Raw genomic sequence first — 15,035 nt, 5'->3', positions numbered from 1 at the left:
TCACCGGCGCCGGCGGTCGGCGAACCGATCGGTGGCTTCGACGAGACGGTCGACGATCCCCGGCTCGAACGAGGCGTGTCCCGCATCGTCGATCACATGCAGGTCGGCGGCCGGCCACGCGCGGTGGAGGTCCCAGGCGCTGCGCATCGGGCAGACCACATCGTATCGGCCCTGGACGATGACCGCCGGGATGTGCGCGATGGTTTCGATGTTCGCCAGCAACTGGCCGTCATCGAGAAACCCGTGATTGACGAAGTAGTGGTTCTCGATGGTGGCGAACGCGAGATCGAAGCGGTCGGACTGATCGGTGTCCGGACGCGGCAGCAGGTAGCTGGTCCGGTTCTCCCACGTGCTCCACGCCGTCGCCGCGCGCTGGGCGAGCTCGCGATCGTCGCCGTTGAGCAGCCGGTGATACACCGCGACCAGATCGTCGCCGCGTTCGGCGACCGGGATCGGGTCGAGGTAGGTCTCCCAGACGTCCGGGTAGATGTGCGAGGCGCCGCCGTTGTAGTACCAGTCGATCTCGCTGCGGCGGAGCAGGAAGATCCCGCGCAGCACCAACTCGGTGACGCGGCCGGGGTGCGACTGCGCGTAGGCCAGACCCAGGGTGGAGCCCCACGAACCGCCGAAGACCTGCCAGGCGTCGATCCCCAGGTGCTCGCGCAGTCGTTCCATGTCGGCGATCAGATGATCGGTCGTGTTGACCGTGAGGTCGGCGCCGTCGGCGATGTGCGGACGGGACCGACCGCACCCGCGCTGGTCGAACAGGATGATCCGGTAGCGGGTGGGGTCGAAGAACCGTCGCTGTTCGGGCGAGGTGCCTCCGCCCGGCCCGCCGTGCACGAACACGACGGGCTTGCCGCCCGGGTCGCCCGAGGTCTCCCAGTAGATCTCCTGGCCGTCGCCGACGTTCAGATGTCCGGAATCATAGGCCTCGATCGGCGGGTACAGCGTACGCATGCACCCAACCTTAGTGCGTGCCGAAAGACGGTGCGCAGCGCTGCCCGATGCCGGTCAGTAGGCGTGTTCGGGGCCGGGGAAGGACGCCGTCTGGACCTCGGCGGCGTAGGTGCGCGCCGCTTCGCGCAGATCGTCGCCGATCCGGGCGTACCGCTTGACGAACTTGGCCGTCTTGCCGTGGGTGTAGCCCGCCATGTCCTGCCAGACGAGGACCTGCGCGTCGGTCTCGTTGCCCGCGCCGATGCCGACGGTCGGGATGGTCAGCTTGCGGGTGATCTGGCCGGCGATGTCGGCGGGCACCATCTCCATCACGACGGCGAAGGCGCCGGCCTCCTGGACGGCGATCGCGTCGGCGATCAACTGGTCGGCGCCGTCGCCGCGGCCCTGGACGCGGAATCCGCCCAGCCCGTTGACGCTCTGGGGGGTGAAGCCGACGTGCCCCATCACCGGGATGCCGGCGGCGGTCAGCGCGGCGATCTGGGGCGCCACGCGCTCGCCGCCCTCGATCTTGACGGCGTGGGCGTTGCCCTCCTTGAAGAAGCGGACCGCGGTCTCCATCGCCTGCTGGGCGCCGGCCTCGTAGGTGCCGAACGGGAGGTCGGCGACGACGAGGGCGTGCGGGGCGCCGCGGACGACGGCGCGCACCAGCGGAATCAGCTCGTCGTTGGTGATCGGGATGGTGGTGTCGTACCCGTAGACGACGTTGGCGGCCGAGTCGCCGACCAGCAGGACCGGGATCTGCGCCTCGTCGAAGATGCGGGCGGTGGAGTAGTCGTACGCGGTGAGCATCGGCCACTTGTGGCCTTCGGCCTTCCACTGCGCGAGATGATGCACGCGGGTCGCGCGGCGCGGGGAGGCCTGCGCGTCGGTGGCGGGAGCGGAGCCGTAGATGGATGCATCCGACATGGTGAGCCTCATTTCTGCCTCGAGTCCCGCTGTGCGGGTACCCGGGTGGTGTGGACGCCTCCGATTCTCCCATCGGCGACAGAGCGCCGGAACCGCCACTTCGGTGGTATTGCTCACAGTGGCGTGGCTCGCGCGGACGGCGATCGCTCGGGTGTAACACGCGTGTAACCGCGGGCCTCTAAGGTTTGCGGGTATGGACCGCCAACAGGAATTCGTGCTGCGCACTCTGGAAGAGCGTGACATCCGCTTCGTCCGATTGTGGTTCACCGACATCCTCGGATACCTGAAGTCCGTCGCCATCGCGCCCGCCGAACTCGAGGGGGCCTTCGCCGAGGGCATCGGCTTCGACGGCTCGGCGATCGAGGGCTTCTCCCGGGTCTCGGAGGCCGACATGGTCGCCAAGCCGGACCCGTCGACGTTCCAGATCCTGCCGTGGCGCGATGAGGGCGAGATGTACTCGGCGCGCATCTTCTGCGACATCGCGATGCCCGACGGCTCGCCGTCGTGGGCCGACCCCCGCAACGTGCTGCGCAGGCAGCTCGGAAAGGCCGCCGACCAGGGCTTCACCTGCTACGTCCACCCGGAGATCGAGTTCTTCCTGCTGGAGGACCGCCCGATCGACGGCACCACCCCGGTCCCGGCCGACCGCGGCGGCTACTTCGATCAGGCCTTCCACGCGCTCGCCCCCAACTTCCGCAGGCATGCGATCGACGCGCTGGAGGCGATGGGGATCTCGGTCGAGTTCTCGCATCACGAGGGCGCACCGGGGCAGCAGGAGATCGACCTGCGGTACGCCGACGCCCTGTCGATGGCCGACAACGTGATGACCTTCCGGTACCTGGTCAAGCAGGTGGCCTTCAGCGACGGGGTGCGCGCCACCTTCATGCCCAAGCCCTTCAGCGACTACCCGGGCTCGGCGATGCACACCCACATGAGCCTGTTCGAGGGCGACACCAACGCCTTCCACAACCCCGACGACCCGATGCAGCTGTCGACGGTCGGCAAGCAGTTCATCGCCGGCATCCTCAAGCACGCCGGCGAGATCAGTGCGGTGACCAACCAGTGGGTCAACAGCTACAAGCGGCTGATCTACGGCGACGAGGCGCCGACGGCCGCCACATGGGGCGGGGCCAACCGGTCGGCGATGATCCGATTGCCGCTGTACACCCCGGACAAGGCGTCCTCGCGGCGGGTGGAGATCCGGACGCCCGACTCGGCCTGCAATCCGTATCTCGCCTTCGCCGTGCTGCTCGCCGCCGGCCTCAAGGGCATCGAGAACGAGTACGAGCTGCCCGACGAGGCCGAGGACAACGTGTGGGCCCTCACCGAGGCGGAACGGCGGGCGATGGGCTACCGGGAACTGCCGGGCTCGCTCGCCGAGGCGCTCGCCGAGATGGAACGGTCCGAGCTGGTGGCCGAAACGCTCGGCGAGCACGTCTTCGACTACTTCCTGCGGAACAAGCGTGCGGAGTGGAGTGCGTACCGCAGCCGCGTGACACCGTACGAACTCGAGCACTACCTGCCGCTGTAGGTCGACGATGACTGTGTCACGCGGCCGTTCCCTCATCCCGAGCCCCGGCCGGCTCGGGCTCCTGCAAGCCGATGCCCGCGCTCGACTCGACGCCCTCGGGTGGACGGGGATCGGCGACGTCGAGCTGCTGTGGTCGCTGTCGCGGGCGCCCGACGCCGACCTCGCCCTGGCCGCACTGATCCGGCTCCGCGACGCCGATCCGGCGGCGTGGCCGGAGATCGACGGACTGCTGCGCAAGGACAAGCACTTCCGCGGGCGCCTGCTGTCGGTGCTGGGCGGCTCCGACGCCCTCGGCGATCATCTCGTCTCCGAGCGCGGCGGCTGGCGGCTGCTGCTGGCCGACCTGCCGGATGCGGCGTCGGTGCGTGCGGAACTCCTGGCCGCCGTGGACGCGGTCCCCGAGCCCGGCGCCGCCGAGCGCGGCGACCTGCTGTACCGCGCCCGGACGACCGGACCGGAGGCGGTGGCGGCCCTGCGTCGCACCTACCGCGACCAACTGCTGGTGCTGGCCGCGCACGATCTGGCGGCGACCGTGGAGGACGAACCCGTCCTCTACCTGCCGGAGGTCGGCGGCCGGTTGTCCGACCTGGCCGACGCGGCGCTGACCGCCGCGCTGGCCGTCGCGATCGCCACGGTGCTGGGCGACAAGCCGCTGGAGATCGAGCTCGCGGTGATCGCGATGGGCAAATGCGGTGCGCGGGAACTGAACTACGTCAGCGACGTCGACGTCGTCTTCGTCGCCGAACCGGCCGACGCCGTGTCGGCGCGGATCGCGGGGGAGATGATGCGGATCGGTTCGTCGGCGTTCTTCGACGTCGACGCCGGGCTGCGGCCGGAAGGCAAGCGGGGGACGCTGACTCGGACCCTCGACTCCCATCTGGCGTACTACCGGCGCTGGGCCAAGACCTGGGAGTTCCAGGCGCTGCTGAAGGCGCGCGCGATGACCGGCTCGGCCGAGCTCGGGGCCGCGTACGTGGCGGCCACCGCGCCGCTGGTGTGGGACGCCTCCGAACGCGACGACTTCGTTCCCGAAGTGCAGGCCATGCGGCGGCGGGTCGAGTCGCTGGTACCGGCCGAGGAGAAGGCGCGCAACCTCAAACTGGGGCGGGGCAGCCTGCGCGACGTGGAGTTCGCGGTCCAGCTCCTGCAGATGGTGCACGGCCGGGTGGACCGGTCGTTGCACGTGCAGTCGACGGTCGACGCGCTCGCCGCGCTGACCGACGGCGGGTACCTCGGCCGCGACGACGGCGCCAACTTCGCCGCGTCGTACCAGTTCCTGCGGCTGCTGGAGCATCGTCTGCAGCTGCAGCGGCTCCAGCGGACCCACCTGCTGCCCGCCCCGGACGACACCGCGGGCATGCGCTGGCTGGCGCGCGCCGCGCATGTGCGGCCCGAAGGCGACAAGGACGCCGAACAGGTGCTGCGGGCCGAACTGCGCAAACAGCGGACCCGCGTGCGGCAACTGCACGAGAAGCTGTTCTACCGCCCGCTGCTGGACTCGGTGGCGCGCCTGGACAAGGACGCGCTGCGGCTCTCCGACGAGTCGGCCAAGCGGCAGTTGGCGGTACTGGGCTGGTCGTTCCCCGACCGCGCGCTCACCCACATCCGGGCCCTCGGCTCGGCGCCGGGACGCAGCGGCCAGATCCAGATGCTCATCCTGCCGGGCCTGCTCGAGCACATCAGCGACACTCCCGACCCGGACGCCGGACTGCTGAACTACCGCCGCCTGTGCGACGAGGTGGTCGGCATCGACTGGTTCCTGAGGCTGCTGCGCGACGACGGCGTCGTCGCCGAACGACTCATGCACGTCCTCGGGACCAGCGAGTACATCGCCGACCTGCTGATGCGCTCGCCGGACGTGATCCAGCTCTACTCCTCGGGGGCCACCGGGCCGAAGCTGACCGAGGTCGACTCCGCCGACGTCGTCAAGGGGCTCGTCGCCTCGACGATGCGGGCCGCCGACCTCGATCGCGCGATCGCCGTCGCCCGGTCGCACCGCCGCGCCGAGCTCGCCCGGATCGCCTCGGCCGACATCCTCGGGCTCATGACGGTCCAGGAGGTGTGCCGGGCGCTGTCGACGGTGTGGGCGGCGGTGCTGGGCGCCGCCCTCGACAAGGTCATCGCCACGACACCGACCGACGGCGACGCGGCGCCGGCCACGATCGCGGTCATCGGAATGGGGCGGCTCGGCGGCGGCGAGCTGGGCTACGGTTCGGACGCCGACGTGATGTTCGTGTGCGAACCCGCCGCCGGGGTCGACGACGACGCCGCGCTGCGCTGGGCGCAGTCGGTGGCCGACCAGGTCCGGCGGCTGCTCGGGACGCCGAGCGCGGACCCGCCGCTCGAGGTGGACGTGGGGCTGCGACCGGAGGGCAAGAACGGCCCGATCGTGCGGACGCTCGCGTCCTACGAGGCCTACTACCGGCAGTGGGCGCAGGCGTGGGAGGTGCAGGCGCTGCTGCGCGCACACGCGGTGGCCGGCGACCCGGACCTGGGCCTGCGGTTCCTGCACATGATCGACGTGATCCGCTACCCGGAGGGCGGAGTGTCGGCCGACGCGGTCCGGGAGATCCGGCGCATCAAGGCCCGCGTGGACGCCGAACGGCTGCCGCGCGGCGCCGACCCGGCCACGCACACCAAGCTCGGGCGCGGCGGACTGGCCGACGTCGAGTGGACCGTTCAGCTCACCCAGCTGCGGTTCGCGCACCGCCACCGCGAGCTGCACAACACCTCGACGCTCGAGACCCTCGAGGCGATCGACGAACTGGAGCTGCTGACCCACGATCAGGTGCAGATGCTGACCGACGCCTGGCTGACGGCAACCGAGGCGCGCAACGCCCTCGTCCTGGTCCGCGGCAAGCCCGTCGACCAGCTGCCCGGCCCGGGACGGGCGCTGCGGTCGGTCGCCTACGCGGCCGGCTGGCCCCAGGACGAGGCGCAGGAGTTCCTCGAGCACTACATGCGGGTGACCCGGCGGGCCAAGGCCGTGGTGGTCGAGGTCTTCGACGGCTGACCGGCCCGAGAACCCGACAGAACGGGCCTTCGGGCGCCCGCTGCCGTACGCTGCTCGGTGGAACGGGGCTTTCGTCCCCCGTCGATCATCGTCCTCCCGTCGATCATCGTCCCCCGCCGACCAGAAGGAACAAGACAGCGTGAACATTCTCCACAGCCGCTGGGGCCGGCCGGTCGCAGCCGTGGTCACCACCGGCATCCGCGTCGGCCAGAAGGTGGCGGCGCCCGCCTTGCAGGCCGGCCAGTTCGTGGCGCAGAAGCTGCCGCTGGAACAGCTGGTGCGGATCGGCAGCGAGGGGCAGCAGGCCTCCAATCGGGTGGTCTACGACTTCTTCTCCGGGATCGGCCCGGAACTGGCTCACCCGGGCGGGTCGTTGCCCGGCGCCAACCGGTGGGACGAGCCGTGCTCGCCGGAGCACCCGGTGCCGGTGATCCTGGTGCACGGGACCGCCGGCGGCGCACAGACCAACTGGGGCACCTATGTGCCGCTGCTGGTCGACGCCGGGTTCTCGGTCTTCACCCTCACCTACGGGTCCGCCAAGGGATCGAAGTGGCCGATCTCTGCGCTGGGCGGCATGACGACCATCGAGGAGAGCGCCGCCGAGTTCGGCGAGTTCGCCGAGAAGGTGATGGCGGCGACCGGCTCGGACCAGGTGGACGTCGTCGGCCACTCCCAGGGCACCATCGTGCCCGGGTACTGGGCGAAGTTCCTCGGCGGCGAAGGCAGGATCCGCCGCTACGTCTCACTGGCGCCGCTGTGGCAGGGGACCTCGACCCTCACCAGCGTCCGGCCGACCGTGCTGCGACTGCAGGCCGACTACGGACTGAACCCGAGCTCGGTCATCCCGTGCCACGCGCTCCCGCAGATGATGGTCGGCTCGAAGTTCATGGAGAAGCTGAACTCCGGTGGCAGCCCCTACGTTCCGGGCATCGCCTACACCAACATCTCCACCCTGCACGACGAACTGGTCCGCCCGTACACGTCCGGGCAGGTCCCCGGCGGCCCCGAGCACGACGTCACCAACATCATCCTGCAGGACGGCTGCGGCAAGGACTTCTCCGACCACCTCGGCATCTGCGGCTCGCCGCGCGCCGCCGCGATGGTCCTCAACGCGCTCGAGGGGCACGACGTCCGCGAGGTGCCGTGCCAGGTGGTGGCGCCGTTCTTCGGAACGCCGCTGCTGCGTCGGACCGGCGGGCTGCCCGACTTCATCCAGCCCCTGGCGCCGACCGGAGTCGAGGGCGCCGACGGCGAGCCGGGCGAGCCGCTGGTCGCGCAGAACTGAGGCCGGTCAGCCCTGCGCGCCGACGATCTTCAGTGCGAAGACGATGGTGTCGCCGGCGTTGATCGAGCCGTCGCCGGTGCCCTGCGGGTAACCCTCGGCGGAGGGGATCACGACCGCGACCGTCGAGCCGACGCGCTGGCCGACGAGGGCCTTACGGAAGCCCTCCACCACGCCTGACGCCGGGAACTGGGCGGACGCCCCGCGCTGGTAGGCGCTGTCGAAGACCTGCCCGGTGCTGCCGTTGACGCCCTCGTAGAAGACGTCGACGGTCGAGGCGTCGGTGACGGTGGCGCCGGTGCCCGGAATCAAGGTCTTGACCTCGGTCTCATCGACCTTGAACGGGGTGGTGAGCAGCACGCTCGGGGCCTTGTTCGCGCCGTCGTCGGTGACGGTGAAGACCGCGCAGCCCTGCGTGCCGCGCACCTGCCAGGTGGGCTTGCCTGCGAGCTCCTGGGGGACGGTCGCGCACGCGGTGTTCGCGGCGCCGCCGTCTTTGGCGGTGTCGTCGTTCGACGAGCATCCGGTCAGTGCCAGGGCCGCGGCGGCCAGCGGGACGAGGGTCAGAGCCTTGAGCTTCATGGTTCGCCAGCCTATCGGGCGCCCGGTCAGCCCTATTCTGCGGCCATGATCTTGAGCACGAATACGATGCTGTCGCCGGGCTTGATGGTGCCGTCGGGGCTGCCCTGCGGATAGCCGTCGTCGGCGGTCATCACGACGGCCACCGAGGCGCCGACGCGCTGCCCGATCAGCGCCTGCCGGAAGCCGGGGACCACGCCGTCGACGCGCAGGCGCGCCGGGGTGCCGCGTTGGTAGGAGCTGTCGAAGGCCTGACCGTCGCGCCCGTTGACGCCCTCGTAGCAGACGTTGACGATCGAATCGTCGTCGATGACGGCACCCGTCCCGGGTGTCAGCGTGCGGACCTGGGTCTCGACGACCGACAGGGGAGCGCCGACCTTGATCAGCGGACCCGCCTCGTCGGTGGACGGCGCGACGGCGAGCGTCCCGGTGGCGCCGGTGACCTTCCAGGTGGGCGCGGTGTCGGCGGGCGGGTCGGCTTCGGGGCAGACTCCGCCGTCCATGGTCGGTGCCGCGCTGGTCACCGTGAGGCTCGGCGCGGCGTCGCCGCCCGATCCCGACGAGCACCCGGTCAGCATCAGTGCCGTCATCGCCGCGGGGACCAGAACCAGGGACTTGCACATCATGGGCGCCGACATTAGCAGCCGCCGCCCGGCGGCCCTCGTGCCCGCGGCATCGTCGGGCGCCGGATCTGGCACTGAATTGCCGTCGGCCCGAGCTCCCGTCCGGGAACTCGGGCCGACGATGCGATGCGGCTGCGCCGGGGCGGTCCCGGCTCGAATCAGGAGATGGCCTTGGCGATCATCGGCCACGAGGCGTGCAGTTCGCGCTCCCAGTAGCCCCACGAGTGCGTGCCCTGCGGGCGGATCTGCACCTTGGCCGGGATCTTCAGCTCGGCCAGACGCTGGGCCATCTGCTGAGTGCAGACGTTGGTCGCGGCCTCGATCGCGCCGCCGACGACCACGCGGTCGGCCAGGCTGACGCCCTGCTTGGCGGTGCTGCCGGCGTCGACCGACTCGTCCTGACCGGGCAGCCCCGAGTTGGACGACAGGTACACCTGGGTGCCGCGCAGCTTGGCCGCGTTCAGGTAGGGGTCGTTCTGGCGCCAGCCGGGGCCGTTGTACGGGCCCCACATGTTGCGGGTGTCGGCCTTGCCGCGCGCCTCGACGACCATGCGGATGTAGCGCTGCCCCATCGGGTCGCTGGTGCGCGCGCAGCCGCTGTAGGAGGCGGTGATCTCATACAGCGAGGGCGCGGCGATCGCGAGGTTGAGCACCGAGGTGCCCGCCATCGAGATGCCGGCGATGCCGTTCTTGCCGGTGGTCTTGAACTCCTTGTCGAGCAGGGGCGGCAGCTCCTTGGTCAGGAAGGTCTGCCACTTCTGCTTGCCGAGGACCTCGTCGTCCTTCTCCCAGTCGGTGTAGTACGAGAAGATGCCCTTGAGCGGCGTCACCACGTTCACCTGCTTGTTCTGGAAGAACTCCACGTAGTTGGTGCGCAGTGCCCAGCTCGCCGAGTCCTCGCCGCCGCCCGCGCCGTTGAGCAGGTACAGCACCGGGGCGGGCTTGCTGGTGTCCCGGGGACGCAGGACGTCGAGCGGGATGTCCCGATTCATCGACTGCGAGTAGACGGTGACCACCTTGTGCTGCGGCGTGTTGCCGTCGACCACCGAGACGATCTGCGACGGCGCGGCTGCGGTCGCCGGGGTGCCGACGACGGACTGGCCGACCGCGGCGGCGGCCAACGTGAGCACGGCGGCGGCGATGCCGGCGAGGGAACGGGGCTTCATGCGGGTACTTTCCACTTCCGTGCGCAGTCGGGCGCGCGCACGTGTCGGGGCCTGAGGCAGGCGCAGGACGGATCGCGGACCGCCGGAACGGTCGACTCGCAGTAAGTTCTAGCACCGTCTCCGAGCCCGCGGGGACCGGGTGGTCGGCACGCGGCACGGATGTGATGCTCCAGGTCACAGGGTGTGTCGGCCGTTCGATGGACGCAAACGAATCGACCCGCACGACGGTCGTCGCGCGGGTCGATTCGCTTGCATCAGCGGGGCTCGCCGAGCCCGGCGGTCGGGCGGTCGAAGCCGACCTCAGCAGTCGTAGTACAGCGAGGACTACCTCCTGCATGTTTGCAGTTGTTACGTGTGTTGCTTGGATCGTGTTCACCCAGGTCAGGGCGTTGTTGTCGTTGGCGCGTGATGGGGGCTTGTGAATCTACTGCGGACGGGCTGCGGACGGAGAAGGCCCCGGCGACTCGGGGGAGAGTGCCGGGGCCTCGGATGAACCTATCAGTCGACGGGCGAGGTCACCGGGCCTTGCGCCGATACCGGTTCAGGACGAACAGCTCTGCCAGCGTCCAGCCGGTGAACCCGCCCCGAACCGACTCCGAGTACGGTCCTGCCGATCGGTCGCCGGCCAACTGTCCGGGATTGGTCATCAGCCTTGCGGATGCGGTGGTGATCACTGCGGCGACGTCATCGTAGGGTCCGTCGTCGTCGAATCCTCGGCCTCGGGTGTACGCCCGTGCCATCGCCTCCACGATCGGGATGTGCTGCTCGGCGAGGGACACCGCAGTCGGGTCGGTGGCCTTGCCGAGGAACGCAGCAACATCTACGCCTTCGACGATCACGGCGTCGCGGTCAGGACGGAGACGGCTTCGGGGTGCAGGAGGCCGAGGTCGTAGCGGCAGGTGACGCGCAGACCAACCTGGTCGTATTCGGCGTACCGCTCGTTGAGGACGGTGACCGAGGGCGAGGTGTCGCGGGCGATGGCGACGGTGCTCATGTCGGCGAGGATCGCGGTGCCGGCGGCGAGCTTGTTGGTCACGGTGGCGGGGATGCCGAACAGGGTGCTGCCGGACTGCTTCGACGGGTCGGGCTCCAGCAGGTAGCGGTTCGAGCTGGTGCCTTCCTTCAGCTTGCGGAGGGCCGCGAAGTCGGCACCGGAGAGGAACCAGCGGTTCGGGGTGATCTCCTTGGCGTTCAATGCTGCGATGGCGTCGAGGAGGCTGTCGGGGTCGGCGACGTCGAGGGTGCCGGTGGTGATGCCTGCCTGCTTGGTGATGCCGGTGATGCTGTTGCTGGTGCCGGCGCCTTGCAGGAGGGCGTCGTCGAGGAGGTCGGAGACGTCGTGGACGAGGCGGGCCTTCAGGACCGCGTCGATGCCGATGACGGACTGCCGGACGAGCTCGTTGGTGTACCGCAGGATCGTCTTGATGGAGGTGCGTTCGGTGGGCATGAGCTTCACTTCGTCGAACGCGACGTCGTGGGTGTCGGCGATGAGGCCGCCCTCGGCGACGAAGGCGGGGGTGCCGGAGCTGACGAGCTTGGGGATGCGGAGTTCGCTGGCGGTGTCGAAGATGCGGGGGCCGCTACCGAGGACGACGCTGGCGGCTTCGAGGGGCTGGACGAGCAGGCTGGAGACATGTTCGGCGAGCAGGGTGGGGTTGGTGGTGGTCGATTCGACCATGAGGAGCCTCCTGAAGGCGATCTACGAATTGAGAATTTCTAGATCGTCACCAGGACGAGAAGAAGGGGCGCGTTTCAAACGCGCCCCTTCATCGTCTCACATAGTGAGATTTCGTTCTAGGTGTCTGCTCCACGCGCGCGGGGGCGCGAGTCAAATCGTAACTTACGACAAGGTCAAGCCGAAGTCTGCTCCACGCGCGCGCGGGCGCGAGATGGACGTGAGGAATTTCCTCACGCGCAACCAGGTCTGCTCCACGCGCGCGCGGGCGCGAGCGACTGCGGAATTTCCGCAGTCGATTCAAGGTCGTCTGCTCCACGCGCGCGCGGGCGCGAGGACTTAGCGGCTTGATGTGATTCAGGCGCTGAAGTCTGCTCCACGCGCGCGCGGGCGCGAGAAGCACGGTGTCAGTAAAGAACATCTTGGCCCAGTCTGCTCCACGCGCGCGCGGGCGCGAGCATCGTAAAGATCAAACTGGATCATCCAGTTTGTGTCTGCTCCACGCGCGCGCGGGCGCGAGGCTATGCCGGTGGTGTTGCCGTGGCGAGGATCGTCAGGACCACGTCGTCGAGCTTGGTGCTGATCTCCTCCAGCAGTTTGCAGATGGCGTCGAACTGGTCGTACTCCATGTCGTTTACCTCCCTCCGAGGATGCCGAGGAGGTTGACCTCGCCGGGTGTCGTGGTCGCTCCCTGTCCGACGTCGCCGATCGGCCGGCGTGCTGCCAGGTGCGGCTTGCGCTTCAGTAGGTCGTCGATGGCCTCGGTGAGGGTTGCCTCGTCGGCGAGGTGGTCGTCGGCGTAGTCGAGGTCGGTCGGGTCCTGCAGCCTGCCATCGGCGGCGACCAAGGCGCGGTGCAGGCGGTGAGCGAGTTCGTCGGCCTTCTGTGCCCGCTGCCTGTACTTGCCGTTCTCCTGCCTCAGTTTCTCCACGTACTCGCGTGGGAACGTGTCAGGCTCCTCGTCGTTTTCGTTGGTGTCACCGACTTCTTCGGTGATCTCCGCAGAAGTGTCGTTCTCCGGTTCCAAACCGGAATGCTCGTCGGTCATCGGATTCCCTTCGCGCGTGCTGTCTTCCATGTCTCCTTGATTCCTTCTCTCAGAACGGGTTTCGGGATGCAGGTGCATCCCTTGTGATGTTGGAACGGATGCTCTGCAGGCCATACGCGGCCTTCGCGCCACCACCATTCGCAGAGCTGGCAGGCATTCGGCGACTTCTGCCTGATCCAGCCCTTGGTGAGGCCGGAGCGGACCATCGCATCGGTGGCGGCCTCGGCGGCAGCTTCCAGGGGCTCCGAGCGTGCCAGGCGTCCAACGATCGCCTCCGGGACCTGGGAGGCCTCGGCGACCGTCAGTACGGTGTCCGCGGCCTTCGTCAGGCGAGGAACATCATCTGGATACGGCACACCCGAGACCGGTAGCGGTTCCTGTAGTTCGATCATCATCTGTGCTGCCATCGCCATATCGGCCAGGCTCCTGGCCCTGCCGTTGGCTTCGGCGATCAGGTGGGCGATGATGCGGACGGTTTCCTCTCGGTCGAGGAGTCCTTCCAGGTATGAGTGGTAGGCGGCGAGGATCGTCTGCTCTGACTCCGCTGCCAAGGCCTGCAGCGTGTCCCGGTAGGCCATCAGTTCACCAGCTTGGACAGGTCGACCGCGGCCGAGTCGAGAGACGCTGTTCGGCGGGCCTGCCTGATCTTGGTGATCTCGTCGTCGCCGTACCCGAGGCGTTGCAGTGCGTAATCGGCCGGCAACAGCCCGGATGAGTACAGTTTGACGATCGCGTCGGCTTCCTGCCCGATCGATCTGGTTGCCGGATCAGCCCACACGATTCGAGGTTCCACACGATGCGGATCAGCGCCGTCCCGGACTGCGACGATCAGGCGGGCGATCTGCTCCCAAGCTCGACCGAAGACTTGCTGACGGGCCTGCGCTCTGGCGGTCAGGGATGCCTCGGCAGCGCGGAGAGCATCAGCCGAAGGTGGAGTCGCCGTCAACTGTCCGATGTAGTGCGACGGGAGCGCAGAGACAGCCATGATCTGCCCGAGGAGAATCCTGACCGCAGCCTCATACCCTCCCAGGTCTGCCGAGGCCAGTTGCCCGAACTTCGAGTCTGGGTTCTCCGAGACCATCGCCCGATTGCCCTCCGGGATCGGGTTCTCGGCGTTGCCGTCCCCGTCTTCTTCCAACTCGATTCCGGTTGCCCAACGTCGAGGCCTACCAACGTATTCCGAGGTCGTCAGCATGTCGGTCAAGGTTTTGTTGAGGGCGTCGACCAACGGCTTGAGGTCTTCGATCTCCGATACCCCGTCATCCAGGAGGCGATCGGAATTCGTGAGCCGCACGACCGGGACCACTCCCAACGGGTTCGCCAGCGTCTCCACGATCTTGAAGCCTGCGGTCGTCGCACCGGTCTGTTCTGCCCGTAGGCGGACGATCTCGTTCGGCCCGTACCAGACAGCTTCGGTCGTCGTCTCGGTCTCCCACTTCTTGAGTGCTGCGATGATCTGGCGGGTACCGGGATCGGTGATCACCGAGACCTGCCGTGCCGATTCGATCGTCACCTTCGGCCGGCCAAACCTGTCTGCCCACACGATTGCGTACGAGGCTCCGAGGAGGAGGGCTTCCCGATGGGCGATCGTCGAGGTCTGATCCAGATCGTTGAGCATCCAGTCGTCCCAGACGTCGACGCCGGCGAAACCCGTGACTCGAAGGCGTTCAGTCAGGGAGGTGATCGCCAGGCGGGGAATGTTCGAGGCCATCCGGCCGAAGCGGTCACCGAGGGCTTCCCGCGATTCCGGGGCGAGGAACGCCAGCGGCTGCGTACCCGAGTAGTAGCGTTCCAGCTCGTCGTATCGGGCGGCAGGGGCGTCGAGACGCTGCAGCAGAGCGGTCAGAGTAGCGGTCATCGGAACGACCTCACTTTCTTACGGGTATGTCTGGTCGCACGCCACGTCGCACGCGAATGCGCCATCACCAGGCACGCGGCCAAATCGATCTTGCGGGCCTTCCGAGACCGAGACGTCTTGGCAAGGCGGATGCCCCGGGCGTCCTCCACGATCACCGCAGCACCGATATGTGCGGCGAGCGTCGAGTCACCCGAGTGCGAGATTTTGCCGTTCAGGGCAGCCGAATACAGGTCGCCGGTCGCAGCGGTCAGGCGGGATGGGGAGTGGGGAAACTCCACGACCGGGAGGCGTTCGGATTCCAGGACTTGCAGCGTCCTGGTCCAGCGGAACGGGTCGGCGACGATCTCCACCACGTTCCAGCGGCTGCAGGCCTTGCGTATCTCGTCCTCCACCT

General features: G+C 68.5%; 14 protein-coding genes and 1 CRISPR repeat array. Of the genes, 3 read left to right on the top strand and 11 right to left on the bottom strand.

Going from position 1 to position 15,035, the window contains the following annotated elements:
• Together pip and panB are read right to left on the bottom strand one after the other, a co-directional pair.
• On the bottom strand, positions 1–960 hold the full coding sequence (pip, locus tag AAFO60_RS14290) for a prolyl aminopeptidase (RefSeq protein WP_347956887.1): 960 nt from the start codon (positions 958–960) through the stop codon (positions 1–3).
• Positions 961–1,014: 54 nt separating this feature from the next.
• Positions 1,015–1,866 carry a 3-methyl-2-oxobutanoate hydroxymethyltransferase gene (gene panB / locus AAFO60_RS14285; RefSeq protein WP_347956886.1) on the bottom strand — a complete coding sequence of 284 codons (852 nt, stop codon included), beginning with the start codon at positions 1,864–1,866 and terminating at the stop codon, positions 1,015–1,017.
• A 193-nt stretch (positions 1,867–2,059) separates the two neighbouring features.
• Between panB and glnA the strand changes: the two genes are divergently transcribed.
• From glnA to AAFO60_RS14270, 3 genes are all read left to right on the top strand, one after another.
• A complete protein-coding gene (gene glnA / locus AAFO60_RS14280; RefSeq protein WP_347956885.1) occupies positions 2,060–3,397 on the top strand; it encodes a type I glutamate--ammonia ligase in 1,338 nt (445 codons plus the stop codon).
• A 7-nt stretch (positions 3,398–3,404) separates the two neighbouring features.
• On the top strand, positions 3,405–6,410 hold the full coding sequence (locus tag AAFO60_RS14275) for a bifunctional [glutamine synthetase] adenylyltransferase/[glutamine synthetase]-adenylyl-L-tyrosine phosphorylase (protein WP_347956884.1): 3,006 nt from the start codon (positions 3,405–3,407) through the stop codon (positions 6,408–6,410).
• 139 nt (positions 6,411–6,549) lie between these two features.
• Positions 6,550–7,695, top strand: coding sequence for an esterase/lipase family protein (locus AAFO60_RS14270; RefSeq protein ID WP_347956883.1), 1,146 nt, complete (start codon positions 6,550–6,552; stop codon positions 7,693–7,695).
• A 6-nt stretch (positions 7,696–7,701) separates the two neighbouring features.
• Here the strand turns inward: AAFO60_RS14270 and AAFO60_RS14265 are convergent, their stop codons facing one another.
• The 9 genes from AAFO60_RS14265 to AAFO60_RS14225 form a co-directional block, all read right to left on the bottom strand.
• Positions 7,702–8,274: an FKBP-type peptidyl-prolyl cis-trans isomerase gene (locus AAFO60_RS14265; RefSeq protein WP_347956882.1), complete on the bottom strand. Its 573-nt coding sequence runs from the start codon at positions 8,272–8,274 to the stop codon at positions 7,702–7,704.
• Positions 8,275–8,306: 32 nt separating this feature from the next.
• Positions 8,307–8,897, bottom strand: coding sequence for an FKBP-type peptidyl-prolyl cis-trans isomerase (locus AAFO60_RS14260; RefSeq protein WP_347956881.1), 591 nt, complete (start codon positions 8,895–8,897; stop codon positions 8,307–8,309).
• Between the two features lie 155 nt (positions 8,898–9,052).
• Positions 9,053–10,060: an alpha/beta hydrolase gene (locus AAFO60_RS14255; protein WP_347956880.1), complete on the bottom strand. Its 1,008-nt coding sequence runs from the start codon at positions 10,058–10,060 to the stop codon at positions 9,053–9,055.
• Positions 10,061–10,575: 515 nt separating this feature from the next.
• The gene (locus AAFO60_RS14250) at positions 10,576–10,899 is read right to left on the bottom strand and encodes a hypothetical protein (protein ID WP_347956879.1); all 324 of its coding nucleotides are present in this window, start codon (positions 10,897–10,899) and stop codon (positions 10,576–10,578) included.
• The gene (locus tag AAFO60_RS14245) at positions 10,896–11,738 is read right to left on the bottom strand and encodes a phage major capsid protein (RefSeq protein ID WP_347956878.1); all 843 of its coding nucleotides are present in this window, start codon (positions 11,736–11,738) and stop codon (positions 10,896–10,898) included. The genes AAFO60_RS14250 and AAFO60_RS14245 overlap by 4 nt, the downstream gene beginning before the upstream one ends.
• Before the next feature lie 122 nt (positions 11,739–11,860).
• Positions 11,861–12,255: direct repeats of the CRISPR family, unit length 28 nt; unit sequence GTCTGCTCCACGCGCGCGCGGGCGCGAG.
• A gap of 114 nt (positions 12,256–12,369) precedes the next feature.
• Positions 12,370–12,762 carry a hypothetical protein gene (locus AAFO60_RS14240; RefSeq protein WP_347956877.1) on the bottom strand — a complete coding sequence of 131 codons (393 nt, stop codon included), beginning with the start codon at positions 12,760–12,762 and terminating at the stop codon, positions 12,370–12,372.
• A 17-nt stretch (positions 12,763–12,779) separates the two neighbouring features.
• On the bottom strand, positions 12,780–13,361 hold the full coding sequence (locus AAFO60_RS14235; RefSeq protein WP_347956876.1) for a hypothetical protein: 582 nt from the start codon (positions 13,359–13,361) through the stop codon (positions 12,780–12,782).
• Positions 13,361–14,641 (bottom strand): phage portal protein, encoded by a 1,281-nt coding sequence (locus AAFO60_RS14230; protein WP_347956875.1) that lies wholly within the window; start codon positions 14,639–14,641, stop codon positions 13,361–13,363. Before AAFO60_RS14230 ends, AAFO60_RS14235 begins: the two co-directional genes overlap by 1 nt.
• On the bottom strand, positions 14,638–15,035 hold a 398-nt coding region (locus AAFO60_RS14225), incomplete at its 5' end, for a terminase TerL endonuclease subunit (protein ID WP_347956873.1). The genes AAFO60_RS14225 and AAFO60_RS14230, both read right to left, overlap by 4 nt.

This window comes from Gordonia aichiensis, assembly GCF_039946255.1.
GTDB classification, from domain to species: Bacteria; Actinomycetota; Actinomycetes; order Mycobacteriales; family Mycobacteriaceae; genus Gordonia; species Gordonia aichiensis_A.
Note: the sequence above shows the minus strand (reverse complement) of the source record. Positions and strands in the feature narration are given on the sequence as shown.